Genomic DNA, 26148 nt, shown 5'->3' with positions numbered 1-26148 from the left:
CGTCCATTTGATCCAAGCGAGCCTCCACGTGACTCAAACGCTCGTCCATTTGATCCAAGCGAGCCTCCACATGACTCAAACGCTCATGAACCATCCGGAATTGCTCGTCGATCAGTTGGAACTTTTCATCCATCTTCACATGAACTTCCGCAAACTTCGCAACCACCACAGACAACACTTCCCGCATCGCCTCGGTCACGACATCTTTCACAATCTCGCGTACCGTTTCTTCCGTCATTCTCCACACCTCCCTCCTCAAACCGTCCCACCCAGTATAAGCCACCCCTCCGCTGTAAAGGTAGCCCCGTTTTTCCTGTAAATGCTGTTCAAACCCCAACTTGTCAGGCTTGGTCTACGCAATCGGGTACAGGCATAGACATGTCTACAGGACAAACGATGTAGAAGAAGGGGTGGCACCTGGTGCAGAAAAAACTTTGGCACACAATGGACGTACAGGACGTACTCCAGCTGCTCTCCGTCTCGCCCAAAGGCCTTGCAACCGCCGAGGCTGACAAACGGCGAGAGGCAGTCGGGGAGAACCGACTGAACGAAGCGGAGCAGACTTCTTTGTTGACGCTGTTCTTCAACCAATTTCGCGATTTCATGGTCTTGGTGCTGCTCGCCGCCACGCTCGTCTCCGGCTTGCTCGGCGAACACGCAGACGCCATCACCATCATCGCCATCATCATCGTCAACGGCATTCTGGGCTTCTTTCAAGAACTGCGGGCCGAGAAATCCCTCGCCTCGCTCAAACAACTGACCGCTCCCACCGCCAACGTCCTGCGCGACGGTAAAAAAGTCTCCATCGCCGCGCTTGACCTCGTCCCGGGAGACATCCTCTTCCTCGAAGCCGGCGACCGCGTCCCGGCCGACGTGCGCATTTTGGAGAGCGCTTCGCTCGAAGCCGAAGAGTCCGCCCTCACCGGCGAATCCCTCCCGGTGCAAAAAAGCAACCCCTCCATCGCCGACCCCAACGCCACGCTCGGGGACCGCAAAAACATGTGCTACATGGGCACGCTGATCACCCGCGGCAAAGGCACGGCCGTCGTCTGCGAAACCGGCATGCAAACCGAGATGGGCCTGATCGCCGACTTGATCCAAACGGCTGAAGACACGGAAACGCCGCTGCAACGCCGCCTTGAGCAGCTCGGCAAAATTCTCGTCTACGTCGCGCTCGGCATCACCGCCGTCGTCGTAGCAACCGGCGTTCTGCACGGCAATTCGCTGTACACGATGTTCCTTGCCGGCGTCTCGCTGGCCGTCGCCGCTATTCCGGAAGGTCTGCCTGCCATCGTCACCGTCGCTCTTGCGCTCGGCGTGCAGCGGATGATCAAGCGCAAAGCGATCGTCCGCAAACTGCCTTCCGTGGAGACGCTCGGTTGCGCCACCGTCATCTGCTCCGACAAAACCGGGACGCTGACTCAGAACAAAATGACTGTGCAACGCGTGTTCGTCGGGGGTCAATTCTATGAAGTGAGCGGCACCGGCTACAACCCGCAAGGCGAATTCCTTTATTCTGGCAAAGCGATCGACCCGCACCGCCGCGCCGATCTCAAACGCTTGCTGGAAGTCTCCGTGCTGTGCAACAACGCGTTGCTCACCCAAGACACCTCGAAAAAACACCCGGACTGGATGATCCAAGGCGATCCGACCGAAGGCGCGCTGGTCGTCCTCGGCGCCAAAGCGGGTCTGTTCGGGGAAGAGATGGACGCCGCGCAACCGCGCCTGGACGAATTGCCGTTCGATTCCACCCGCAAAATGATGTCCGTCCTCACCCGCGACCAAAAAGGCGAGCTCTACATGCTCACCAAAGGCGCTCCGGACGTGCTGCTCGACCGTTGCAGTTACATGTTGATCGAAGGCAAAGTCACGCCGCTGACCCATTCGCTCAAAAAAGGCATCTTGAACGCCAACCACGCGATGGGCACAGAAGCGCTCCGCTGCTTGGCGCTGGCGTACCGCCCGCTGAAAAGCGAGCAGCAATTCCGCGCGCAAGACCCGGAACGCGATCTGGTGTTCATCGGGATGGTCGGCATGATCGACCCGCCGCGACCGGAAGTGTACGACGCGATTCAACGCTGCAAAAAAGCGGGCATCAAAACCGTGATGATCACCGGCGACCACCAAGTCACCGCCGAAGCGATCGCCCGCCAACTGGGCATCATCCCGAGCGGCGGTTTGACAGTCAACGGATACGATCTCTATAATATGTCTGATAGAGAGTTGCAAGAGCGCGTCGAGGACATCTACGTCTACGCGCGTGTCTCCCCGGAGCACAAGCTGCGCATCGTCAAAGCCCTGCAAGCCAACGGGCATGTGGTCGCGATGACCGGCGACGGCGTCAACGACGCTCCGGCGATCAAAGCGGCCGACATCGGCATCTCGATGGGCCAAGGCGGCACCGACGTCGCGAAGGACGCCTCCGCGCTGATCCTCTCCGACGACAATTTCGCCACCATCGTCGCCGCGATTGAAGAGGGCCGCTCGATCTACGACAACATCCGCAAGTTTATTCGCTATCTTCTCGCGTCGAACGTCGGCGAGATCATCACGATGTTCCTTGCGATGATCTTGGCGCTTCCGCTTCCGCTCGTCCCGATTCAGATTCTCTGGGTCAACCTCGTCACCGACGGTCTTCCGGCGATTGCGCTGGGCGTCGACCCGGCGGAGAAGGGGATCATGAACCGCCCGCCGCGCAACGTGCGCGAGTCGATCTTTGCGCGGGGCCTCGGCTTCAAGATTCTCTCGCGGGGGATTTTGATCGGCGTCGCCACCCTCGCCGTGTTCTGGTTCTCGCTCCAGATGGACCCGAACAACTTGATCAAGGCGCAGTCGATGGCGTTCGTCACCCTCGTCATGGCACAGTTGATCCACGTGTTCGACTGCCGCTCCGTCGAAGGCGGGATTTTCTCCCGCAACTTGTTTGAAAACAAGTGGCTGATCGCATCGGTGCTCTCTTCGGTGGTGCTGCTCTTGGGCGTCATGTACATCCCGGCGTTCCAACCGGTCTTCCGCACCGTGCCGCTCGGCGGAGTGGATTGGCTGATCGTGCTGATCGCCGCCGCCGTTCCGACGTTCGCGCTCGCTGCAGGCCGCGGGGTCAAAAAGCAGAAGAAGAGCTCCAACAAGCTCAACTTCTCCCGCCGTTAGACGCTCGCTGTCTAGAGGTTGAACCTCCTCAGGAGGCTTACAGACAACATGAAATTTACCAAGATGCATGGTCTCGGCAATGACTTCGCGGTCGTTGCCGAGTTTTTGTCCGTTCCGGAGGGCGTGTCCGAACTCGCAAAAAACGTATGCGACCGCCATTTCGGGGTGGGCGCGGACGGTTTGGTTTTTATCCTGCCGAGTGAGAAAGCCCAGTTTCGCATGCGCATCTTCAACTCCGACGGCAGCGAGTCGGAGCAGTGCGGCAACGCCGTGCGCTGCGTCGGCAAGTTCCTGTACGAAAGCGGGCGCACGAACTCCACGACCGTAACGCTTGAAACCGGCGCCGGTCTGCAGACGCTTCAACTGCACGTGGAGAACGGCATCGTCACCCGCGTCACCGTCGACATGGGCGAGCCGAAACTGGAAGCGAGCGTGATTCCGACCACGCTGACGGGCGATCAAGTTGTCGAACACCCGATTGAGACGACCTCCGGGCATCGGTACGCGTTTACCGCCGTCTCGATGGGCAACCCGCACGCGGTGATCTTCGTCGATACGCTTGCGGACGTCGATCTGCATCATGTCGGACCGCAACTCGAAACGCACGCGTACTTCCCGCGCAAAACCAACGTCGAATTCGTGCAAGTGCATGCGCCAAACGACGTGACGATGCACGTCTGGGAGCGCGGGGCGGGCGAGACGCTCGCCTGCGGGTCGGGCGCTTGCTCCGTCGGCGTGGCGGGCGTTTTGACCGGGCGGACCGACCGCCGCGTCACCGTCCATCTCAAGGGCGGCGACTTGCTGATCGACTGGAAGGAATCCGACAACCATGTCTACATGACAGGTCCGGCGACCCGCGTCTACGAAGGAACTTGGCTTCTGTAACCAAGAAAGGCACCCGCTCCGGCGAGGTTTTTTTGCCGGCGTCGGGGCCTTTTTGCTTGCATCTTGGCGAGAAATTGCGTACTATGAGCAGGAAAAGCCCGAAAAACGGCGAAAACTAGAGGGCGAAAGAAGGGAACTCCCATGATCAAGAGTATGACCGGATACGGCCGCGCTGAAGTCGTTCAGGACGGCTACCGGATTCTCGTCGAGATCAAGGCGGTCAACCATCGCTACGCCGAAGTTGTCGTCCGCCTGCCGCGTGAATATTTGCAGTTTGAAGACCCGATGAAGAAGGCCGTCTCCGAACGAATCTCGCGCGGGAGGCTTGACGTGTTTTTGACCGTTGAGCGCACCGGGCCTCTAGGGCGTGCCGTCACGGTCGATGAAGAATTGGCGCTGCAACTCAAACTTGCCGCCGACGGGCTGGCAGAGCGTCTGGGACTCTCCGAGTCGATCCAACTCGAACAGATTTTGAAGCATCCCGGCGTGCTTTCCGTGGTGGAAGCGGTGGAGAATCCTGAGGAGATCGGGAACTTGCTGCTCGCATGCAGTGCTCAGGCAGCCGACAACCTCGTGGAGATGCGCAAACAGGAAGGGGAGCGCCTCTACCGCGACTTTGTGGCGCGTCTGGAAAAACTGCGCGCCTGCGCCGCACAGATTGAAGCCCGCAGTCCCGAGGTGGTTTCCGAGTACCGGGAGCGGCTGGAAAAGCGGCTCTCCGATCTGTTGGAGGGGCAAGGGGTTGTCGAGGAAGGGCGGTTGCTGACGGAGGTCGCGATCTTCGCCGATCGGGCGAGCATCGCGGAAGAATTGGTGCGCCTCGTCAGCCACTTTGAGCAGTTTGTCCAGATTGCGCAGGCTGCGGAGCCGGTCGGACGCAAACTTGATTTTTTGGTGCAGGAGATGAACCGGGAAGTGAACACGATCGGTTCGAAAGCCAACGACCTGCACATCGCGCAGCTCGTCGTGGAAGCGAAGAGCTTGCTGGAGCAGATTCGCGAACAGGTGCAAAACATCGAGTAAGAACAAGCAGGACCGTATTTTCAAGACGCGGAATGGCAAAAATGCAAGGCAGAGAGTTGCGATTTTAGGAGGAATGGGTTGTGAGCATCAAACTTATCAATATCGGGTTTGGCAACATCGTGTCAGCCAACCGAATCGTTTCGATCGTCTCGCCGGAATCGGCGCCGATCAAGCGGATCATCCAGGAGGCGCGCGACCGCGGCATGCTGATCGACGCGACCTACGGCCGCCGCACCCGCGCGGTGATCATCACCGACAGCGATCACATCATCTTGTCGGCCGTCCAGCCGGAAACCGTCGCGCACCGTCTGGTGGCGAAGGACAACAGCCAGGACGAAGAAGAGTAAGATCACGCGATCCGGAGGGGTAGAGAAATGGTTCAAAAAGGTTTGCTGATCGTCTTGTCCGGTCCGTCGGGCGCCGGCAAAGGGACGGTCTGCAAGGCGATGCTGCCGACGATGAAGACGACGCATTACTCCGTTTCTTGCACCACTCGTGCGCCGCGCGAAGGGGAAGTAGAAGGGGTTAATTATTTTTTTAAGACCGTGGAACAGTTCCAAACGATGATTGCCGGCGACGAGCTGTTGGAGTGGGCGGAAGTCTACACCAACTACTACGGCACGCCGCGCCAGTATGTTGAAGATACGTTGAACGCAGGGGAGAACGTGCTGTTGGAGATCGACATCCAAGGCGCCTTGCAAGTCAAGAAAAAGTTCCCCAACGGCGTGTTTATTTTCCTCATTCCTCCGTCTTTGGAGGAGTTGAAAACCCGCATCGTGGGCCGCGGTTCGGAGACCGAAGAGTCGCTGAACATCCGCTTTGGCGCCGCGGCGGAAGAGATGAGTTACATAAGCGAATATGATTATGTCGTCGTCAACGACGAAGTGGAAAAAGCCGCTGAGCGCATCCGCGCCATCATCACCGCCGAGCAATGCTCGGTGCAGCGCAACTTGGAATACTATACGAGCTTGATTAAGGAGGGGCAGTAGCATGATCTATCCTTCCATTGACAAATTGATGGAAAAAGCAGACAGCAAATACACCTTGGTGGTGGCCGCGTCCAAGCGCGCCCGCCGCATTCAAGACGGTGCGGAGAAACTGCTGCACGTCAACACCAACAAGAACGTCACCGTGGCGCTCAACGAGATTTCCGAAGAGAAGGTCACGTTCGTTCGCACCAAGGAAGGCATTAAGTAAGACGTGGAGAGAAACAACCCTTTGCTTTGGGTTGTTTCTTTTTATGAGAGGAGATGGAGGGCCATGTTGAAGGGCAAGACAATCGTGCTCGGCGTGTCCGGGGGGATCGCGGCGTTCAAAGCGGCGTCGGTCGCGAGCGCGTTGACCAAAAAAGGTGCCGACGTGCATGTGATCATGACCGAATCGGCACAGATGTTTATCACGCCGCTGACGTTCCAGAGCTTGACCAAGAATCCGGTCCTGACTGACATCTTCACCGAGCCCGATCCCTCGGAATTGGCTCATATCGCGCTCGCCGACAAAGCCGATCTGATCCTCGTCGCCCCGACGACCGCGAACTTGGTCGGCAAAGTCGCCCACGGTCTCGCGGACGACATGTTGTCGACCACGATCATGGCGAGCAAAGCTCCGGTGCTGTTTGCGTTGGCGATGAACGTCAACATGTTTGAAAACCCGATCGTCCAAGAGAACGTGGCGTACCTGCAACAGAAGGGCTATCACTTTGCCGAGCCGCAGGAAGGGTTGCTCGCGTGCGGTTGGACGGGCAAGGGCCGCTTGATGGAGCCGGAAGACCTTGTGGCGTTTGTCGAGGACTTTTTTGCCAAGCGGGGTGGAGTGGTTGCCGCGCGGCAGGATCTGGCGGGACTTCGCTTGCTGATCACGGCGGGAACGAACGTGGAAGCGCTCGATCCGGTGCGCCTCGTCACCAACCGGGCGACCGGCAAGATGGGCTATGCTGTCGCCGAAGCGGCTGTGACTCGCGGGGCGGACGTCACGCTCGTCTCCGGTCCGACGAATCTGGAGTTGCCCAAGGGTCTGACGCACGTTGAGCGCGTGAACACGGGGTTGGAGATGTACGAAGCGGTCATGAAGCATTTCGCGCTTGCTGACGTCTACATCGGGGCGGCTGCCGTGTCCGATTACCGGCCGAAAGAAACCTTCAAACAGAAACTGAAAAAAACGGACGGGCCGCTGCTCGTCGAATTTGTGCGCAACCCGGACATCATTGCCACCTGCGGCGAAAAACGCGCGCCGCACCAAGTGCTGATCGGATTTGCCGCCGAGACGGAGAACGTGCTGGAGAACGCGCGCGGCAAATTGATCCGCAAAAACTGCGACCTCTTCGTCGCCAACGACGTCTCGAAGGAAGGCGCGGGATTCGGCGTGGACACCAACATCGTAACGTTTGTCGGGCATGACGGCGACGAACCGCTGCCGATGCTGCCGAAGATTGAAGTCGCCAACCGCATTCTCGATAAGATGCTCAGCTTGCGGGAAGGGCGTCTCGTAAAATGAACGGGCCCTACGCCGAGGTCATCGTCGAAGTGAAGTCGGCCTCTGTAGACCGTCCGTTCCACTACGGAATCCCAAGCCTGCTCGCCGAGCGCGTGCACGTCGGCACCCGCGTGTTGGTGCCGTTCGGCCCGCGCCGGGTAGAGGGGTATATCGTCGGCTTCTCCGACACCACCGACGCCCCGGAGAAAACCAAACCCCTGCTTGAAGTGCTCGACGACGAACCGCCGCTCACTCCGGACTTGGTGGAGTTGGCGGGATTTCTCTCCGAGCGCTACCTCAGCACGAAGGCCGCCGCCGTGCAAGCTTTGCTTCCCAGCGGGATGCGGGCGAAGGCCACGACGTTTTTGCGGATTCAAAATCAACCGGAGGGCGTCTATCTGCCGGGCTCTTGGGAATATGAATTGTTGCAAGAACTGTACCAGTCGCCGAACAAAACCAAAGAGCAATTGGTCTCCGAACACCCGGAATGGCGGCCCGTGATCCGTTCGTGGGTGGAGGAAGGCGTGCTGCAGGAGCTGCACGGCGTCAAGCACGGCATTCAGGCGAAGACGATGACCTTCCTCTCGACACCGCTAACGGACTCCGAGTTGCAAGCCGCCCTTGACGAACTCTCCAGCCGCGCCAAGAAGCAGCGGGAACTGCTCACCTTCCTGTTTGAAGCGGGAGAAGCCCTGCTCATGAAGGACGTTTTTGCCGAGACGGGAGCTTCTTCCGCGACGCTGAAGCCGTTGCTCGACAAAGGTTTTGTGGTGAAGGAGGAGCGGGAAGTCAACCGCGACCCGTACGCCGACAAGCAGTTTGAGAAGTCAGAGCCGCTTCCGCTCACTCCGATGCAAGACAACGCCTGCCGGACGATCAAAAACGCGGTGGACAGCGGGGCGGCGCAGACGATCCTGCTCCAGGGCGTCACCGGCTCCGGCAAGACCGAAGTCTACCTGCAAGCGATCGCCGCCTGCGTCGCCCAAGGCCGCCAAGCGATCATGCTCGTCCCGGAGATCGCCTTGACCCCGCAGATGGTCGAACAGTTCAAAAAACGATTCGGCGACGAAGTGGCCGTGCTGCACTCCCGCCTCTCCACCGGAGAGAAGTACGACGAATGGCGGCGGATTCGCCACGGCGAAGTCAACATCGTCGTCGGCGCGCGCTCGGCGATCTTTGCGCCGTTTCGTTCGATCGGGCTCATGATCATCGACGAAGAGCACGAGACCTCCTACAAGCAAGACGACCATCCGAAATACTTGGCCCGCGAAGTGGCGATGTACCGCGCCCGCCAGCATAAAGCGACCGTCGTGCTCGGCTCGGCGACGCCGTCGCTTGAAACCCGCTGGTGGGCGCACCAAGGCATCGTCCAGCGCGTCGAGATGCCGGAGCGCGTGCGGGGGCAGAAACTGCCGAAAGTCCGCGTCGTCGACATGCGCCACGAATTGCAAAGCGGCAACCGCTCGATGTTTTCGGTCGCGCTCAAGACGGGGATTGAGGAGCGCTTGGAGCGCGGCGAACAGATCATTTTGTTTCTGAACCGCCGGGGGTTTGCGACATTTGTGCTCTGCCGCTCCTGCGGATATGTCGCCCGGTGCCGCGATTGCGAAATTCCGCTGACGTATCACAAAGCGCGGGGGCTTGAACAACTGCGTTGTCACTATTGCGGGTATGCCGAACGCATGCCGGAAACCTGTCCGGATTGCCAGGGCGATCACGTCCGCCACTTCGGAACAGGCACCCAGCGGGTCGAGGAAGAACTGCACAAAGTCTTCCCGGACGCGGGCGTGATCCGCATGGACGTCGACACGACGTCCGGCAAGGACTCGCACGCTGTGCTGTTGCAGCGGTTTCGCCAAGGCGAAGCGCAAATCTTGCTCGGCACGCAGATGATCGCCAAGGGTCTCGACTTTCCCAACGTCACGTTGGTAGGCGTCATCTCCGCCGAGACATCGCTCTATCTGCCGGACTTCCGGGCGGCGGAGCGCACGTTCCAGCTGTTGACGCAGGTGGCGGGGCGCGCCGGTCGGCACGAGTTGCCGGGAGAAGTGGTCGTGCAGTCGTACAATCCGCAGCATTATGCGATTCAGTTTGCCAAAAACCAAGAGTACGAGAAGTTTTTTGAACATGAAGTGCGGCACCGCTATTCGTTGAACAACCCGCCATTTTATGAATTGACGTCGTTTACTTCGGTCAATGAGGACGAGATGAAGGCGCTGCACATCGCCCGCGCGCTGGAAGACCTCCTGCGCCGCGCCCTGGACGGGCGCGACGATGTGATCATACTGGGAACCTCGCCGGCGCCGCTCGCCCGGTTGCAGGGGAAATACCGTTTTAACGTAGTGCTCAAATATAAAAAATTCAAACCCGTCAGCCGACCGATCCGCGAGGCGTATCACGCTTTGCAGGGAGAGGCGCAGAAGCTCGGCGGATACCTCACAATCGACGTGAACGCGCAAATGATTCTCTAGAAGGCTTTTAGTTCCTTGGCGCGTTTGGTAAGATTGTGTAGATGAGGAGGGTTACTCAAACATGGCGATTAAGATCGTCCGGAAGGAAGGCGACCCCGTTTTGCGGCAGGTTGCCAAGCCGGTTCCGGAAGTGACTTCGAATATACAGAAACTGTTGAACGACATGGCGGACACGATGTACGAAAACCAAGGCATCGGCCTTGCCGCCAACCAAATCGGCATCTTGAAGCGCTGCATCGTCGCCGACATCGGCGAAGGAGGCCCCGGCTTGATCAAATTGGTCAACCCGGAAATCGTGCACTCCGAGGGCGAGCAACTCGGTCCGGAAGGCTGCCTGTCGATTCCCGGCGTGACCGGCGATGTTCTTCGCGCGATGCGCGTGACCGTCAAAGCGTTGGACCAAGACGGCAAGGAAATGGAGTTCAAAGCAGAGGGCTTGCTGGCCCGTTGTATTTTGCATGAAATCGACCATCTCAACGGTGTTTTGTTCACGGACCACGTTCGCCGCATGGGCGGACCCCGCCGCTAACACTCGAACCCAATAGAAGTCAGGTGAAGACACAGATGCGTATCTTGTTTATGGGCACCCCCGATTTTGCCGTGCCTTGTTTGGAAAAAATGGTCGCAAACGGCTACGAGGTCGTCGCGGTTGTCACCCAGCCCGACCGTCCGAAGGGCCGCAAGGGCGAACTGGCGCCGCCGCCGGTCAAGGAAGCGGCGCTGCGCCTCGGCCTGCCGGTGCTTCAACCGGAGAAAGTCCGCGCCGAGGACGCGCTGAACGAACTGGAGAAGTACGACGCCGATCTGCTCGTCACCGCCGCGTACGGTCAACTGCTGCCCAAGCGCCTGCTCGACATGCCGCGCCTCGGGTGCATCAACGTCCATGCGTCTTTGCTCCCGCGCTGGCGGGGCGGCGCGCCGATCCACCGGGCGATCATCGAAGGCGACAAGGAATCCGGCGTGACGATCATGCGCATGGTGATGGCGCTGGACGCCGGCGACATGATCTCGCGGGTCGTCGTGCCGATTGATGAGGAAGACACGGCAGAGTCCCTTTTTCATAAACTCTCGGAGAAGGGCTCCGATCTGCTGATCGAGACCCTGCCGAAGATCGAAGCGGGCACGATCACCGAAACGCCGCAAGACGAATCGCAGGTGACGTTCGCACCGAACCTGTCCCGCGACGACGAGCGCATCGACTGGACGAAAGACGCGCGCCGGTTGTACAACCAAGTGCGCGGCTTGAATTCGTGGCCGGTGGCGTTCACGTCGCTGGATGATAAAGTGATGAAGATATGGCAAGCTAAGATTATGGAAGAAACTAGCGAGCCGACAGAGTATGAACCGGGTATGGTGGTCACCACGACAGCGGACAGCATCGTGGTGCAATGCGGCCGAGGTCGACTTGCTCTGACGGAAATTCAACCGTCCGGCAAGCGCCGCATGCCCGCATGCGATTACTTGCGCGGCGTGAAGCTCGCTTCGGGCACCCGATTTGGCCAGTAGGAGGCAGAGAGATTTGACAACCAGAACAGCGACAACAGCACGAGACCTTGCGTTAAACGTGCTGCTGTCTGTGGAAACGCACGGAGCTTACAGCAATTTGGCGTTGACCAACGCTTTGCGGCACAAACGATTGGCGCCCCGCGATGTGGGGCTCGCCACCGAGTTGGTATACGGAACGATCGGGCGCATGAACACGATCGACTTTTATTTGACCCCGTTGCTCAAAACCCCGCTGCACCAATTGGAAGACTGGGTGCGCAACCTTTTGCGCCTCACCGTGTACCAACTGGTGTACCTCGACCGCGTGCCGCCGTTTGCCGCGATCAACGAAGCGGTGGAGATCGCCAAACGCCGGGGACCCAAAGCGAGCGGGTTCGTCAACGGCGTCCTGCGCGCTTTTTTGCGGAAGAAGGACGACATCAAGATGCCGTCGCGCGAACGCAATTGGGTCAAGCGGGTCTCTCTGGAGTTTTCCCATCCCGAGTGGATGGTGAAATTGTGGGAGCAAGCGTACGGACGGGAGGTCGCCGAGGAAATTTGCAAAGCGAACAACGTCCGTCCGCAGGTGAGTTTGCGCGTGAACTCCCGCCGGTTGACGCGGGACGAGCTGTTGCGACAGCTTCAAGACTCCGGTGTGCAGGCGCATGCTTCCAGCGTGTCGCCGTACGGGATTTTGCTCGACCAAGGCTTGGATGTCACCAAGCTCCCGGCGTTTCAGGAGGGGCTGTGCACCGTGCAAGACGAGAGCTCGATGCTGGTGGCGCAAGCGCTGGCACCAAGCAGCGGCATGCGCGTGCTCGACTGCTGCGCAGCGCCGGGCGGCAAGACGACGCACCTCGCCGAACTGATGGGCGACGAGGGCGAAGTGCTGGCGGTGGACATTCATCAGCATAAAATCGAGCTGATCTTCAACATCGCCGACCGTCTCGGGTTGCAGTCGATCACCGCGCAGGCGGGCGACATCCGCGATGTGGTGGGGGATGCGGGGATGTTTGACCGAATCTTGCTCGACGCGCCGTGCAGCGGGCTTGGCGTCATTCGCCGCAAGCCCGATTTGAAATGGGGCAAAGTGCCCGGCGATGTTCACGAAATTGCAGACATTCAGCGCGAGTTGTTACATACGGCAGCGGGTGCGCTCAAACCGGGCGGCGTGCTGGTGTACTCGACGTGCACCGTGGCTCCGGAAGAGAACGAAGCGATGATCGCGGCGTTTCTTGCCGAGCATCCGGAGTTTTCCGGAGATCCGCTGCACCCGCATCTGCCTGCGCAGGTAATGGAAGGAACGGCGGAAGACGCGTTCTCCGTGCAGATCTTCCCGCAGCAGTTTGGAAGCGATGGATTTTTTATCGCTCGTTTGCGTCGGAATTCATAAGGCACGTCCTTTGAACATAATGGAAAGAAGGTGAGTCTGATCGAAAGCTTGGAACTTTTTGAAGCGAAGCCGCCTCTGCAACTTTTGGCAATGAAGTTGGAGGAGTTGGAAGCGTTTGTGCAAGAACTCGGCCAGCCGAAGTTCCGCGCCAAGCAGATTTTTACGTGGTTGCATCAGAAGCGTGTCACTTCGGTGGACGAGATGAGCAACTTGCCGCAAGCGTTTCGCGAGCTGTTGAAAAGCAAAGCGGCTGTTACCACGATGAAGGAGGTCACCCGTCAAGTTTCGGTGGACGGGACGATCAAGTGGTTGTGGGAGTTGCACGACGGAGCGACGATTGAGACCGTGCTGATGCGCCATGATTACGGCAACTCGGTCTGCGTGTCTTCGCAAGTCGGTTGCCGGATGGGATGCACGTTCTGCGCGTCGACGCTCGGCGGACTCGTGCGTCACTTGTCGGCGGGTGAGATTGTGGAGCAGCTCTTGAACGTGCAGCGCTTCCTCGATGAAGAGGAAGGGCGCGTTTCCAGCGTCGTGATGATGGGCTCGGGCGAACCGCTCGAGAACTACGACGCCGCGATGAAGTTCGTCGATCTGATCAACGATCCGAACGGCCTTGGCATCGGAGCGCGGCACATCACCATCTCCACCGTCGGCCTCGTTCCGGCGATTCGCCGTCTGGCCGATGAAAAACGCCAGATCACCTTGGCGATCTCGCTGCATGCGACGCGGGACGAAATTCGCTCGGCGATGATGCCGATCAACCGGGCGTTCAGCATCGACCAGTTGCTTGACGCCTGCAAGTATTACTTCAAGCAGACCGGCCGCCGCCTCTCGTTTGAGTACGCGCTCGTCGGCGGTCAGAACGACAAACTGGAGCACGCGCGCGAACTGGCGGGCTTGCTCGGACACTTGGACTGCCATGTCAACTTGATCCCGGTCAACTACGTGCCGGAGCGCGGATACACGCGCACGCCGAAGGAGCAAATCCGCGCGTTCGTCGCGGAATTGCAACGCCTCGGCGTCAACGCGACCGTTCGCCGGGAAAAAGGCCACGACATCGCGGCCGCCTGCGGGCAACTGCGCGCAGAACAGGGGAGAAATTAAGAGGTGATGGAGGATGCTAGTTGCGGCTAAGACCCATGTAGGTCTTGTGCGTCAGTTGAACGAAGACTCCTACGCGGTTGTGGCACATCAACAACCGCACGGCGTCGCCGTCGTCGCTGACGGTATGGGGGGGCACCTTGCGGGTGAGGTGGCCAGCGCCTTGGCAGTCGAAGCGGTGCTCAAAAGACTCACGGAGAACACCGAAAGCGAACCTCTCGAACCGCAAGACTCCTTGGTCGCAGCGATCAAGGACGCCAACCAGGCGGTTCATGAGCGCGCGTTGTCTCAGCAAGGCTTGAACGGCATGGGCACGACGTTGATCGTCACGCTGTTTGATCAAGAGCAGATCCACCTCGGCCACATCGGCGACTCCCGCGCGTACCTGCTTCAAAGCGGCGACCTTCGCCAAGTGACCGACGACCACACGCTGGTCAACGAGTTGTACAAAAACGGGCAGATCACGCTGGACGAAGCGATGAACCACCCGCAGCGCAACATCGTGACCCGCGCTGTCGGGACGGACGAGCGCGTGCAGCCGGACTTGTTGCAGTTGGAGTGGAACGAAGGCGACATCTTGATGATTTGCTCGGACGGGCTGACCAACATGGTGGAAGAGCGGCTCTTGTCGGACATCTTGCGCGCCGAAGTTCCGCTGTCCGCCAAAGTCGACGTTTTGATCGAAAAAGCGATCGTCTCCGGCGGCCATGACAACATCACCGTCGTCCTCGTACAAAACCAGGCGGAGCGAGGTGATGCAACGTGATCGGACGAAAGCTCGGCAATCGCTATGAAGTTTTCGAGCAGATCGGCGGCGGCGGGATGGCGGTCGTCTACCGGGCGCTCGACACGTTGCTCAACCGCAACGTTTCGATCAAAGTGCTGCGGGCGCAATTCTCGACGGACGACGACTTTGTGCGCCGCTTCCGCCGCGAAGCGCAAGCGGCCGCTTCGCTGTCGCACCCCAACGTCGTCAACATCTACGACGTCGGCGTCGAGAACGACGAGTACTACATCGTCATGGAGTATGTGGACGGTCTGACGCTCAAGGAGATCATTCAAGACCGTGCGCCGCTTCCCGTTCCGGAAGCGATCGACATCGCGAAACAGATTTGCGCGGCCCTCGGCCACGCGCATGAAAACAACATCGTGCACCGCGACATCAAGCCGCACAACATCTTGATCGGCAAGGACGGCCGCGTCAAAGTCACCGACTTCGGCATTGCGCGGGCGATCACGTCAAACACGATCACGCAGGACGGTTCGGTGCTCGGCTCCGTGCACTACTTCTCCCCGGAGCAGGCGCGGGGCGGGATCACCGACGTCAAATCGGACATCTACTCGCTGGGCGTGGTGCTCTACGAAATGGTGACCGGCGAATTGCCGTTCTCCGGCGAGACGCCGATTTCCGTGGCGCTCAAGCACTTGCAAGACCACTTCGTGGAGCCGCGCGAAATCAACCCGTCGCTTCCGCAGTCGGTGGAGAACATCATCTTGAAGTCGCTCGCCAAGGACCCGCTCGTCCGCTACCAGACGTCCCGCGAGATGTACCGCGATCTGGAGAAAGCGCTGCTCTACCCGAACGTCGCCAAGTTTACGATCCCCGACGTCGACGAGCAACAGACGATCCAGATGCCCGCTGTCGGCCTGCGCAACGCCGGGATGGAATCGCTCCCGTCGCGTAGCCAAAAACAGCCGGAAGCGGTCAACCCAGCGTCTCTGGAAGCGGAAGAAGCGGCGAAGAATCCGGAAGACGGCAAACCGCAGGGCAAGAAAAAGTTCTGGCGGCCGGTGATCTGGCTGTTTGCGATCTTTTTGCTGCTCGGCGTGGGGGCGGTCACCGCGTACTCGCTCGTGACCAACTTCATGGGCGAACCGGATGTCACAATGCCGAAAGTCGAAGGCATGAAGTACGACGACGCGGTGAAACAACTGGTGCAAGCGGGCCTTGACATCAACAACATTTCCCGCCAGGACGAAACGAGCAACGACGTCGCGCCGAACGTGGTCATGAAACAAGACCAATACCCCGGCAAGACGATCAAAGCGAACCGTCCGGTCACGCTGACCGTCTCCATCGGAGCCGAGAAGTTCAACATGCCGAACGTCGTCAAGATGAACATCAACGATGCCAAGTCGGCGCTTCTGGCGAAGAACATCTCGGAGTCGAACATCACCGTCACCGAGAAGGAAGACCCCGACAACGCGGCGGGCGCCGTGCTTTCGCAGTACCCGGATGCCGACACCAAAGTCGATCCTTCGGTCAAAGTCAAACTGACCGTCTCCAAGGGCGTTCAGAAAGTCAAAATTCCGGACGTTGCCAACAAATCGACCGAGGATGCCAAAAAAGCGCTGGAGAGCGCGGGCTTGAAACTCGGCCAAGTGATCAACATGCAAAACGCGAACGTTCCCAAGGACGCCGTCATCTCCACCTCGCCGTTTAAAGCGGGCGATGAAGTGAACAAAGGCGAAACGGTCGGCCTGATCGTCTCGGCAGGACCGCCGCCGAGCGACAGCGCAACCCAACCGAAGAAGAAAAACGTCAACGTCACCGTGGAAGTCAAAGACGGCAAGAAAATTTCCGTCAAGATCATCCGCAACGACTCCCGCGGCGTCTCGAACGTCGTGGACGGCGATGTGATCACGGCGACGAAGGTCTACACGATCGAGTGCATCGTCCAACCGGACCAAATCGCTTCGATTGAGGTCTACCAAGACGGAGCACCGTCGAAGACCATCCCGGTTCCGTACGAAGACCAATAACCATACATCTATACGCTGCGGCAGGAGGTTGTACATGCCGGAAGGGATTATCACCAAAGCGATCTCTGGATTTTATTACGTGCAAGAAGGAGACGTCGTGCGCCAATGTCGGGCGCGCGGCGTTTTTAAGAAAAACGGCATCACCCCGCTGGTCGGGGACCGCGTGCTCTACGAGCCGATCGGCAGCGAGGGCGTCGTCAATGAAGTGCTGCCCCGCAAAAACGAATTGGTCCGCCCTCCGGTGGCGAACCTCGACCAAGCGGTGTTGACCTTCTCCGCCAAAGAGCCGGAATTTAACCCGAAACTGCTCGACCGCATGCTCGTGCATGTGGAGCGTGCCGATTTGCCGGCCGTGATCGTCCTCACCAAAGTGGACTTGCTGGCGGACCCGTCAGAAGCAGAAACGTGGTTGCAACCCTACCGCGAGATGGGCTACGAAACGGCTCTCCTCGCGACCAAACAGGGCGAGGGTCTGGAGCGCGTGCGCGGCCTGTTGCAAGACAAGCTCTCCGGGCTGGCCGGCAACTCCGGCGTCGGCAAATCGACGCTGCTGAACGCTTTGATGCCCGGTCTCAACTTGAACACCGCTGAAATTTCGCAAAAGCTCGGACGAGGCAAACACACCACGCGCCATTCGGAAATCTACCGAGTGTTCGACGGCACGTTCGTCATCGACACGCCGGGGTTCTCGACGCTGGAATTTGCCGAGATGGAGCCGGAAGACCTCTCGCAATACTTCCGTGACATCTGGGACGCAAGCCATGATTGCAAATACCGCGGCTGTCTCCACGAAAACGAAGACGGTTGCGCCGTCCGCACAGGCTCCGAATCGGGTCGTCTCAGCGCAGGCCGCTACCGCCATTACTTGGAGTTTCTCGCCGAGCTCAAAGAAGCGAAAGAGTACCGCTACTAAGAGGAGGTCACCCTTCATGGACATCCGCATCGCACCTTCGATCCTCTCCGCCGACTTCTCGAAGCTGGGCGAAGAGATCGCTTCCGTCGAACAGGGCGGGGCTGATTGGCTGCACGTGGACGTGATGGACGGGCACTTCGTCCCGAACATCACGATCGGCCCGCTGGTCGTGGAAGCGATCAAGCCGCACACGAAATTGCCGCTCGACTGCCATCTGATGATCACGAACCCCGACACCTACATCCCGGCGTTTGCCAAAGCGGGTGCCGACGTGATCACCGTGCATGTGGAAGCGTCGCCGCATCTGCATCGCACCTTGCAGCTGATTCGCTCGCTGGGCGTCAAAGCGGGCGTCGCGCTCAACCCGCACACGCCGATATCGCTGATTGAACATGTGCTCACCGATCTCGACATGGTGTTGCTGATGACCGTCAATCCGGGCTTTGGCGGGCAGAAGTTCATTCAAAACGTCGTCCCGAAGATCAAAGATCTGCGCCGGGTGCTTGACGCGCAAAATCTCCAGCACGTCGAGATCGAAGTGGACGGCGGCATCAACGAAGAGACGTCGCGCATCGTGCGCGATGCCGGAGCCAACGTGCTCGTGGCAGGCAGCGCGGTCTACAACGCCGCGGACCGCCGCGAAGCCATCTCCCGCATCCGCGGGTAAGGTTCGAAAACGCAAGAAAAAACAAGGCTCGTCCCGCATCATAAAGTCCATCCGGGAACATAGGATGTACTAATCGGGAGAGCCCAAACGAGAACGGCCGCTCCCGTCAGTGCGACGGAGGCGGCCGTTTTTTCGTTGCACAAAATGCAATCATACGAATATATTGTACCGTGAAAGCGGATGGGCGGGATGCCCAACTCGACGAAGAGAGGTGCTGCTGTTTGATCCGAACTCGATCACGGGGGTGGAAGCTCACAGCCAAACGAAGCAGCGGCGTTGTTCTGGCGAGTGCCGGACTCTTTGTCGTCGCTCGATTCCTGCCGCCCGAGATGTGGATGGCCGGAATCGGGATCGCCCTGGTGTGGGCCGGATGGGTCCTGTTCAAAAGCTAAACCAATGAAAAGCTAGAAGGAGGGGTCACTTTGCGCTTTTACACGATAAAGTTGCCTCGTTTCTTAGGCGGGATTGTCAAAGCGATGCTGAATGCGTTCCAAAAGGAAAAATAAAAAAGCACCCTCGCAGGTGCTTTTTTATTTCTCTCACATTTAGATCGCGCGTTTGATCTTACCAGCTTTCAAGCAACGGGTGCAGACATTAACGCGTTTCACAGTGCCGTTGACGTTTGCACGAATCTTTTGGATGTTCGGCAGCCAGCGACGTTTGGTCAGAATATGGGAGTGAGAAACTTGGTTCCCGGTCTTCGGGTCTTTCCCACAGATCTCGCAACGTTTTGCCATCGTATTTGCACCTCCTTACGATAAATCCTTCGGTCCGATGACTTTTCCAGTTCTCAATAAAAAACGGACAAGTCGCAAACACTCACTTATATTACCATAGGCATTCGTAGCTTGCAAGCATCCGAACGGAAACTCTCGACAATATTTTTGCCGGCGTCACTGTGAGACTTTTCCTTTAAACGGTTCTGTAGTACACTGTTGGTGCTAGCTGTCCGAGAGTTTACAGGAGGTGTGTTTGGATCATGCCAAAAGTAATAGTAACGGAACTTGGGAAGATCGAGATCGCGGAAGATGTCATCGCGATGGTTGCAGGTCACGCAGCGCTGGATTGCTACGGGCTTGTGGGCATGGCGTCCCGCAAACAGGTCAAAGATAGCATCACCGAATTGCTGGGTCGCGAAAACTTGAGCCGCGGCGTGCAAGTTCGCACGGAAGGCGATGAAGTCATCGTCGATATGTACATTATTGTAAGCTATGGTACGCGTATTTCCGAAGTGGCGCACAACGTGATGGACAAGGTGAAATACACGTTGCAAAACTACTTGGGGCTCAAGGTGGAACAAGTGAACGTTATCGTTCAGGGGGTTCGCGTCACTGGTGAGAGGTAACGAAGGAGGTTTCTATACTCTATGAGTCAACACTTAGATGGCACTATGTTCGTACAAATGGTCATGGCCGGACATCGCAACTTAGAAACGAATAAGGACCAGGTCAACGCCTTGAACGTGTTCCCGGTTCCGGACGGAGACACCGGTACGAACATGAGCTTGTCGATGACATCCGGTGTGACCGAGCTTCGCAAATACATAGACCAACCGCTCTACCGTGCGGCCGAAGCCGTTTCCACAGGCTTGCTGATGGGCGCGCGCGGCAACTCGGGCGTGATTTTGTCCCAGTTGTTCAGAGGGTTCTCGAAAGCGGTTGCGAAGCAGACGTCCGTCGACGCGCAGAAATTTGCAGACGCGCTGCAAAACGGCGTGACCACCGCATATTCGGCGGTTGTCAAGCCTGTGGAAGGCACGATCCTCACCGTGGCGAAGGACGCGGCCCGCGCCGCCCAAGCTGCGGCGAAATTGCCGGGAGCAACCGTCCTCTCCGTCATGGAAGCGACCTTGGAAGAAGCGGAGGCGTCGCTCAAGCGCACGCCGGACATGCTTCCGGTCTTGAAACAGGCCGGCGTGGTCGATTCCGGCGGGCAGGGTCTCGTTTGCATCTACCAAGGCTGGCTCTCCGGTCTGAGCGGCCGCGACGTCGTCGGTACTCTGGAAGTCACCGCGCCGTCTAAGGAGAAAGTTTTGACTCCTGCGGCTGCTTACTCACACGGGGACGGGGACTCTGAATATGGTTATTGTACAGAGTTCATCATTCGCCTGGAGAAAGCGGCGGCGGATGAATCGGCGATGGAGAAATCGGTTCGCTCGGCGCTGATGGATTTGGGCGATTCCATGCTGGTTGTCGCAGCGGACGAACTGGTCAAAGTGCACATCCATGCGCTGCAGCCGGGCAACGTGCTGAACGCTGCGATGAAGTTTGGCGCTCTGACCCGCATCAAGATCGACAACATGACCGAACAAAACCACAACCTGCGACTCCTGGATTCGGAAGAAGCGGCGGAGGCTGCAGCCGAAGCGGCTGCAGGACCGAAGTTGAACGGAGCAACCAAACCGTACGGCATCGTCACCGTCACGACCGGCACCGGGTTGGTGGACGTGTTCAAGTCGCTGGGCGTCGAAGGCATCATCGAAGGCGGGCAGACGATGAACCCGAGCACCGAGGACATCGTCAACGCCGTGAAGCAATTGCAAGCGGAGCGCGTGTTTATCCTTCCGAACAACTCCAACATCATCATGGCGGCGGAACAAGCCAAGACCGTACTCGGCGACACCGTCACCGTGATTCCGACCAAGTCGATTCCGCAAGGTATTGCGGCGGCGCTGACGTTTGACGCCAACTCCGCGGCCGACTCCAACGAGAACGCCATGAAAGCGGCGATCTCGCGCGTAAAGTCCGGCTCGATCACCCAAGCGGTGCGCGATTCGGTGTACCAAGACTTGGAGATCAAGGAACACGACTTCATGGGCATGCAGGAAGGCAAAGTCGTGGCGCTTGGGAAGGAATTGGATTTGACCGCCATTGCGTTGCTTGAGAAAATGGTAGACGAGGAAAGCGAAGTCGTCACCGTGTTCTACGGCGATCAAATTTCCGAAGCAGAAGCAGAGCAATTGGTCGAAGCGGCTCAGGCGCAATTCGACCACTGTGAATTTGAACTTCATGAGGGCGGGCAACCGCTGTACTCGTATATCTTCTCCGTCGAATAGGCGGAAGGGACCGACGGCCCTGTCGCATGGCGGCAGGCCGTTTTTTACGGTAAGGCTTAGGGGGAACGAAGTATGTCTTCATCATTTCGCCATTCATTTGATATCATCGGGCCGATCATGATCGGTCCTTCCTCGTCCCACACCGCCGGGGCTGCCCGCATCGGGCGGATTGCCCGCAATTTGTTCGGAGAAGAGCCGGAAATCGCGGAAATTTTGCTGTACGGCTCGTTTGCCAAGACGTATCGCGGACACGGAACCGACGTGGCGTTGGTGGCGGGGTTGCTGAACTTTCCCACACACGACAACCGTATCCCGAAGTCGTTGCAAATCGCCAAGGAGTCCGGCATCGCGGTCACGTTCAAACCGGGGCCGCCCAATCCGGATTATCACCCGAACACCGTGCGTATCAAGCTCTCCAAGGGCGAGCGCAAATTTGAGATGCTCGGCGTCTCGATCGGCGGGGGCGCGGTGGAGATCTTGGAGATCGACGGCTTTAAAGTCAAGATGACCGGCCAGTACCCGACGCTCGTCATCCCGCATGCCGACCGTTTTGGCGTGATCGCTGCGGTGACGACGATTTTGTCAAAGCACCAGTTGAACATTTCGTTTATGGAAGTATCCCGTCGCGGGCGCGGATCGGAAGCGCTGATGTTGATTTCAACAGATGAGCAGCCGCCTGCCGAGGCAGTGGCTGAAATACAGCTCTTGGAAGCCGTCAAGCGCGTCTCTTCCATCGAAGCTTCTTGAGGAGGAACGACAGATGAGATTTACCAATTTGGCGGAGATGGTTGCGATCTGCGAGCAAGAAGGCAAGCCGATCTACGAATTGATGATTGAAGAGCACGTCCAAGAGACGGGCACCACCCGGGAGAAAGTCATCGAGCAGATGACCGAATCGTTCCATGTGATGATGCAGTCGGTGGAGCGCGGATTGACGGAAGACATCCGCTCTTTTTCCGGATTGACGGGCGGCGACGCCAAGCGCGTCTATGAATACGCGCAAAAAGGCAAGACCCTGCTCGGCAAACAAGCGACCGAAGCGGTGGCGATGGCGCTGTCCACGTCGGAAGTCAACGCGGCGATGGGACTCGTCGTTGCAACGCCGACCGCCGGTTCTTGCGGCATCTTGCCGGGCGTGCTTTCTTCGCTCAAACAATCGCTTGGCGCGACGGAAGAACAACTGGTGCTCGGCATGTTCACCGCAGCGGCTGTCGGCTATGTCGTGGCGAACAACGCCTCGATTTCGGGTGCGGGCGGCGGTTGCCAAGCAGAAGTCGGCTCCGCGACGGCGATGGCAGCCGCAGCGGCGGTGGAACTTGCAGGGGGATCGCCCACGCAAGCGATTCAAGCGGCAGGGCTCGCGTTGAAAAACGTCCTCGGCCTCGTCTGCGATCCGGTTGCCGGACTGGTGGAAATTCCGTGCATCATCCGCAACGGATTCGGCTCCGTCTTGGCGCTGGCAGGCGCGGACATGGCGCTGGCGGGCGTGCGCAGCGTGATCCCGCCCGACGAAGTGATCCTCGCGATGTACAACATCGGCAAACAGATGCCGGTCGAGTTGCGCGAAACCGCGCTCGGCGGACTCGCCGACACGCCGACCGGCCGCCGTTTGGAAAAACAAATCTACGGAGACGACACGAAAGAAGCGTGACGTAAACGTGACAACGAATCTGGATCTTACCGCAACTCCGATCAGCGTCTTGCCGGGCGTCGGCCCGCAACGGCTGAAGACCTTGGCGCTGCTCGGCATTCAGACGGTGCACGACCTGCTCGAATACTTCCCGTTTCGCTACGAAGACCGCAACGCCCAACCGGGCCGCGAGTTGGCGGACGGCACGCGGGTGACGGTGCGCGTCATCGTGGACGGCATGGCCGGCGTCAAGTACAAGGGCCGCCGCAACTCCACGACGATCGTACCGGTGGTGACGGAGGACTACAAACGCCTCCACGCCGTCTGGTTCAACCAACCGTATCTCAAAGACCAACTGATTCCCGGCCGCAAATTGACGATCACCGGCAAGTACGACGAACGCCGCCGCAGCATCGCCGTGGCGACGCACGACTTCGTGGTGGCGGGCGAGACGGTGCACAGCGACCGAATCGTTCCCGTGTACAACGTCAAAGCGGACATCACGCCGAAGCTGTTGCGCAACTTGCTCTCGTCGGCGCTGAAAAAGTACGGCGACGACGTTCCGGAGCGTTTGCCGCAAGTATTGCGCCAACGCTACAAGCTGATTGACCGCCGACACGCGATGAAGGAAATTCACTTTCCGACCAACGGCGACGGACTGCATCAGGCGCGCCGCCGCTTGATTTTTGAGGAGTTTTTTCTGTTCCAACTGAAACTGCAGGCGTTTCGCTGGTTGCACCGCCATGAACAACCGGGGGTGGAGCACCAGATTCCGGAGGATCTCTTGGAACAGTTTTGTAAGCGTTTACCATTTGCGATGACGGGAGCGCAGCGCCGCGTGGCGCACGAGGTGGTGCGGGACATGACGCAGCGGGTGCCGATGAACCGCTTGATCCAAGGCGACGTAGGCTCCGGCAAGACGATCCTCGCGTTTCTCGCGCTCTTCATCGCGGTGGCGTCCGGGCATCAAGGGGCGATCTTGGTGCCTACGGAGATTCTCGCCGAACAGCACTTTCGCGCCGCCGTCGACTTGTTAGAGCCGCTCGGCTGCCGCATCGGGCTCTTGATCGGCTCGCAAAAAGACCGCGAGCGCCGCGACGTGCTCGCGAAGATCGCGGACGGTGAAATCAACGTCGTGATCGGGACACACGCTCTGCTGGAAGAAGGCGTGCAGTTCAAATCGCTCTCGGTGGTCGTCACCGACGAACAGCATCGCTTCGGCGTGGAGCAGCGCGCGATCTTCCGGCAAAAAGGCCACGCGCCCGACGTGTTGTTCATGTCGGCGACCCCGATTCCGCGCACGCTTGCGATGTCGGTGTTCGGCGACCTCGATGTGTCGATCGTCGACGAACTTCCGGCGGGACGCCAGCCGATTCAAACGTATTGGGTCACGCCGGACAAGGAAGAGCGCGCCTTGCGCTTCGTCCGCAACGAACTCGTGAAGGGCAGACAAGCTTACATCGTCACTCCGCTCGTCGAAGAGTCGGAAAAAATCGAAGGTGTCGTCAACGCCACCGACCTCTACCTGATGCTCAAGGAGTGGTTTGCCGGCTACGAAGTCGGGCTTCTGCACGGCAAACTCCGCCCCGCGGAGAAGGAAGAGGTCATGCGCAAGTTCACGAACAACGAGATTCAAGTGCTCGTCTCCACCACCGTCATCGAAGTCGGCGTCAACGTGCCGAACGCGACGGCGATGATGGTTTACAACGCCGAACGCTTCGGTCTTGCTCAGTTGCATCAGTTGCGCGGCCGGGTCGGGCGGGGCGAGCACGCGTCGAGCTGCATCTTGATGTCGAAGCCGGACACGGAAGCGGGGCAAGAGCGGATGAAAGCGATGGTGGCAACCCAAGACGGGTTCGTGTTGGCGGAAAAAGACCTGCACTTGCGCGGCCCCGGCGAGTTTTTCGGCGTCCGTCAAAGCGGCATCCCGGAATTCAAGATCGGCGACTTGCTCCAAGACGCCAAGATCATGGAAGTAGCCCGCCAAGAAGTGCAGCAGTTGATCGCCGCGCCCGACTTCTGGACGCTGCCCGCCTTCCAACCGCTGGTCGAGTTCTTGAAATCGGAAAAAGTTCTGCTGCAACGAGCGGGAGATTAGACATAATGCCGGCGCTCTTCGTCCATCCTAGTTCTAGAAGCAAGTCATGTTGGAGGAGGACGGCCGATGAGCAAGCCGAAAGTTCCGTTCGTGTTGGGTTACCGCACGGCAGCCCTACGGTTTCGCAACGAAGTCGCCATGGAACTCGGACTGGACTTGGGGCCGGATACCAAGCGCCGGCCGTTGCCGATTCAAGCGATCGACGGACCGCTCGCGAAACGGATGATCGAATTGGCGGAGAAACACATGCAAAGAGGACGGTCCTGGTGAGGATCGTCCTTTTTTCAATTAATTTTCAGGATGCTCTTACAAAATGGCTCCTTTTGATTTATAGTGTATTTATGGAAAATACGCACAAAAAGGACAGGGGTGGAACGATGATCGGGATGGCCGGGCAAATTGAAATCTTGCGACAACAGCTTCTGGAAACCGTTGACCGTTGCAGCGGCGACTTTTTGCACCCGAGCGTCCTGCGTGTCTCCCAAGAGCTTGATGAATTGATCGTTCAGTTTCAACAACTGCAACGGCTGGAACACCTGCGGCGACGCGAGCCGACTATTTAGGGTGCTTGTCGTTTGGAGGCATCATGATCTGGATAAAAAACTGAAACAGGACGATGAGGATGAACACCAGCGAGGCGAAGATCGCCACTTCCGTTTCTGTAAAGTTCCATTTCATTGCCATCCCCCGCTTTCTCTAAATCTGCGAAATTTCGTTGAGCGCTGTCTGCACCGTCAGCCCCAACTCCAGCTCTTGTTGGGATTCGGGCATACGGCCTTGGGCGGTGACATATTGAATATTGGTTAGTTCTTGTTCCATCCGTTTGAGAATGTCTTGCAGCCGGTTGCCCCAGGGCTGTTGCTCCGGCGGGCCGGCGAGCAAAGCATTTTTGACTCCTTGGAGGTCGCCGAGCGTATTGGAAATTTCATCGGCCGACTGTTGAATGGCCATCAACTTCAACTGCTCGCTCATGTTGGACATGACAGGTTCACGCTCCTCTGCGAATAGGATGTGTGGAGAGCCTCTCTCTCATGCTGGT

The 26148-nt window shown here is 58.6% G+C and carries 27 protein-coding genes and 1 pseudogene; 24 read left to right on the top strand and 4 right to left on the bottom strand.

What is annotated here, in order from left to right; genetic code table 11:
• A pseudogene (locus tag EL26_RS17320) lies at nt 1-238 on the bottom strand (hypothetical protein); the annotation flags it as partial.
• Between the two features lie 182 nt (nt 239-420).
• Between EL26_RS17320 and EL26_RS17315 the strand changes: the two are divergent.
• From EL26_RS17315 to spoVM, 17 genes are all read left to right on the top strand, one after another.
• Entirely contained in the window at nt 421-3150 is a 2730-nt protein-coding gene (locus EL26_RS17315) for a calcium-transporting P-type ATPase, PMR1-type (protein WP_038091773.1), read from the top strand.
• Between the two features lie 48 nt (nt 3151-3198).
• Nucleotides 3199-4035 (top strand): diaminopimelate epimerase, encoded by an 837-nt coding sequence (dapF, locus tag EL26_RS17310; protein WP_038091770.1) that lies wholly within the window; start codon nt 3199-3201, stop codon nt 4033-4035.
• Between the two features lie 141 nt (nt 4036-4176).
• On the top strand, nt 4177-5058 hold the full coding sequence (locus EL26_RS17305; RefSeq protein ID WP_038091768.1) for a YicC/YloC family endoribonuclease: 882 nt from the start codon (nt 4177-4179) through the stop codon (nt 5056-5058).
• Between the two features lie 80 nt (nt 5059-5138).
• Nucleotides 5139-5405 (top strand): extracellular matrix/biofilm regulator RemA, encoded by a 267-nt coding sequence (gene remA / locus EL26_RS17300; protein WP_038091765.1) that lies wholly within the window; start codon nt 5139-5141, stop codon nt 5403-5405.
• A gap of 27 nt (nt 5406-5432) precedes the next feature.
• Nucleotides 5433-6047 carry a guanylate kinase gene (gmk, locus tag EL26_RS17295; RefSeq protein ID WP_038091762.1) on the top strand — a complete coding sequence of 205 codons (615 nt, stop codon included), beginning with the start codon at nt 5433-5435 and terminating at the stop codon, nt 6045-6047.
• Between the two features lies 1 nt (nt 6048).
• On the top strand, nt 6049-6255 hold the full coding sequence (gene rpoZ / locus EL26_RS17290) for a DNA-directed RNA polymerase subunit omega (protein ID WP_038091758.1): 207 nt from the start codon (nt 6049-6051) through the stop codon (nt 6253-6255).
• 63 nt (nt 6256-6318) lie between these two features.
• On the top strand, nt 6319-7551 hold the full coding sequence (coaBC, locus tag EL26_RS17285; RefSeq protein WP_038091755.1) for a bifunctional phosphopantothenoylcysteine decarboxylase/phosphopantothenate--cysteine ligase CoaBC: 1233 nt from the start codon (nt 6319-6321) through the stop codon (nt 7549-7551).
• Nucleotides 7548-10001, top strand: coding sequence for a primosomal protein N' (priA, locus tag EL26_RS17280; protein WP_038091752.1), 2454 nt, complete (start codon nt 7548-7550; stop codon nt 9999-10001). The genes coaBC and priA overlap by 4 nt, the downstream gene beginning before the upstream one ends.
• 61 nt (nt 10002-10062) lie before the next feature.
• Nucleotides 10063-10530 carry a peptide deformylase gene (gene def / locus EL26_RS17275; RefSeq protein ID WP_038091750.1) on the top strand — a complete coding sequence of 156 codons (468 nt, stop codon included), beginning with the start codon at nt 10063-10065 and terminating at the stop codon, nt 10528-10530.
• Nucleotides 10531-10565: 35 nt separating this feature from the next.
• Complete coding sequence (gene fmt, locus EL26_RS17270) at nt 10566-11507, top strand: methionyl-tRNA formyltransferase (protein ID WP_038091748.1); 942 nt, start codon at nt 10566-10568, stop codon at nt 11505-11507.
• 13 nt (nt 11508-11520) lie between these two features.
• The gene (rsmB, locus tag EL26_RS17265) at nt 11521-12879 is read left to right on the top strand and encodes a 16S rRNA (cytosine(967)-C(5))-methyltransferase RsmB (RefSeq protein WP_052036520.1); all 1359 of its coding nucleotides are present in this window, start codon (nt 11521-11523) and stop codon (nt 12877-12879) included.
• 90 nt (nt 12880-12969) lie between these two features.
• Nucleotides 12970-13986 carry a dual-specificity RNA methyltransferase RlmN gene (rlmN, locus tag EL26_RS17260; RefSeq protein WP_081857295.1) on the top strand — a complete coding sequence of 339 codons (1017 nt, stop codon included), beginning with the start codon at nt 12970-12972 and terminating at the stop codon, nt 13984-13986.
• 13 nt (nt 13987-13999) lie between these two features.
• The gene (locus EL26_RS17255; RefSeq protein WP_038091742.1) at nt 14000-14749 is read left to right on the top strand and encodes a Stp1/IreP family PP2C-type Ser/Thr phosphatase; all 750 of its coding nucleotides are present in this window, start codon (nt 14000-14002) and stop codon (nt 14747-14749) included.
• Nucleotides 14746-16746, top strand: coding sequence for a Stk1 family PASTA domain-containing Ser/Thr kinase (gene pknB, locus EL26_RS17250; protein ID WP_038091740.1), 2001 nt, complete (start codon nt 14746-14748; stop codon nt 16744-16746). The genes EL26_RS17255 and pknB overlap by 4 nt, the downstream gene beginning before the upstream one ends.
• A gap of 34 nt (nt 16747-16780) precedes the next feature.
• Nucleotides 16781-17659, top strand: a complete 879-nt coding sequence (gene rsgA / locus EL26_RS17245; protein WP_038091738.1) for a ribosome small subunit-dependent GTPase A — start codon at nt 16781-16783, stop codon at nt 17657-17659.
• Nucleotides 17660-17675: 16 nt separating this feature from the next.
• The gene (gene rpe, locus EL26_RS17240; RefSeq protein ID WP_038091735.1) at nt 17676-18326 is read left to right on the top strand and encodes a ribulose-phosphate 3-epimerase; all 651 of its coding nucleotides are present in this window, start codon (nt 17676-17678) and stop codon (nt 18324-18326) included.
• A 422-nt stretch (nt 18327-18748) separates the two neighbouring features.
• Nucleotides 18749-18832 carry a stage V sporulation protein SpoVM gene (spoVM, locus tag EL26_RS17235; RefSeq protein ID WP_038091732.1) on the top strand — a complete coding sequence of 28 codons (84 nt, stop codon included), beginning with the start codon at nt 18749-18751 and terminating at the stop codon, nt 18830-18832.
• Between the two features lie 39 nt (nt 18833-18871).
• On the opposite strand, the gene rpmB is transcribed toward spoVM, so the two are convergent.
• On the bottom strand, nt 18872-19063 hold the full coding sequence (rpmB, locus tag EL26_RS17230) for a 50S ribosomal protein L28 (RefSeq protein WP_038091730.1): 192 nt from the start codon (nt 19061-19063) through the stop codon (nt 18872-18874).
• 242 nt (nt 19064-19305) lie between these two features.
• Here rpmB and EL26_RS17225 point away from each other — a divergent pair, with 242 nt between their 5' ends.
• The 7 genes from EL26_RS17225 (at nt 19306) to EL26_RS25035 (ending at nt 25672) form a co-directional block, all read left to right on the top strand.
• Nucleotides 19306-19671 carry an Asp23/Gls24 family envelope stress response protein gene (locus tag EL26_RS17225; RefSeq protein WP_038091728.1) on the top strand — a complete coding sequence of 122 codons (366 nt, stop codon included), beginning with the start codon at nt 19306-19308 and terminating at the stop codon, nt 19669-19671.
• A 21-nt stretch (nt 19672-19692) separates the two neighbouring features.
• Nucleotides 19693-21381: a DAK2 domain-containing protein gene (locus EL26_RS17220; RefSeq protein WP_038091726.1), complete on the top strand. Its 1689-nt coding sequence runs from the start codon at nt 19693-19695 to the stop codon at nt 21379-21381.
• 72 nt (nt 21382-21453) lie between these two features.
• Nucleotides 21454-22128, top strand: a complete 675-nt coding sequence (sdaAB, locus tag EL26_RS17215; protein WP_038091724.1) for an L-serine ammonia-lyase, iron-sulfur-dependent subunit beta — start codon at nt 21454-21456, stop codon at nt 22126-22128.
• Between the two features lie 13 nt (nt 22129-22141).
• Entirely contained in the window at nt 22142-23032 is an 891-nt protein-coding gene (gene sdaAA / locus EL26_RS17210) for an L-serine ammonia-lyase, iron-sulfur-dependent, subunit alpha (protein ID WP_038091722.1), read from the top strand.
• Nucleotides 23033-23039: 7 nt separating this feature from the next.
• Nucleotides 23040-25109 carry an ATP-dependent DNA helicase RecG gene (gene recG / locus EL26_RS17205; RefSeq protein WP_081857294.1) on the top strand — a complete coding sequence of 690 codons (2070 nt, stop codon included), beginning with the start codon at nt 23040-23042 and terminating at the stop codon, nt 25107-25109.
• A 66-nt stretch (nt 25110-25175) separates the two neighbouring features.
• Nucleotides 25176-25379 carry a small, acid-soluble spore protein, alpha/beta type gene (locus tag EL26_RS25040; protein WP_038091721.1) on the top strand — a complete coding sequence of 68 codons (204 nt, stop codon included), beginning with the start codon at nt 25176-25178 and terminating at the stop codon, nt 25377-25379.
• A gap of 107 nt (nt 25380-25486) precedes the next feature.
• Entirely contained in the window at nt 25487-25672 is a 186-nt protein-coding gene (locus tag EL26_RS25035; protein WP_152559305.1) for an aspartyl-phosphate phosphatase Spo0E family protein, read from the top strand.
• Here EL26_RS25035 and EL26_RS26500 read toward each other — a convergent pair.
• Together EL26_RS26500 and EL26_RS17190 are read right to left on the bottom strand one after the other, a co-directional pair.
• Nucleotides 25665-25793, bottom strand: a complete 129-nt coding sequence (locus EL26_RS26500) for a hypothetical protein (protein WP_274518894.1) — start codon at nt 25791-25793, stop codon at nt 25665-25667. The genes EL26_RS25035 and EL26_RS26500 overlap by 8 nt on opposite strands.
• Before the next feature lie 12 nt (nt 25794-25805).
• The gene (locus EL26_RS17190) at nt 25806-26090 is read right to left on the bottom strand and encodes a hypothetical protein (RefSeq protein WP_038091717.1); all 285 of its coding nucleotides are present in this window, start codon (nt 26088-26090) and stop codon (nt 25806-25808) included.
• Nucleotides 26091-26148: the final 58 nt, after the last annotated feature.

This window comes from Tumebacillus flagellatus (assembly GCF_000714935.1).
Taxonomy (GTDB): domain Bacteria; phylum Bacillota; class Bacilli; order Tumebacillales; family Tumebacillaceae; genus Tumebacillus; species Tumebacillus flagellatus.
Note: the sequence above shows the minus strand (reverse complement) of the source record. Positions and strands in the feature narration are given on the sequence as shown.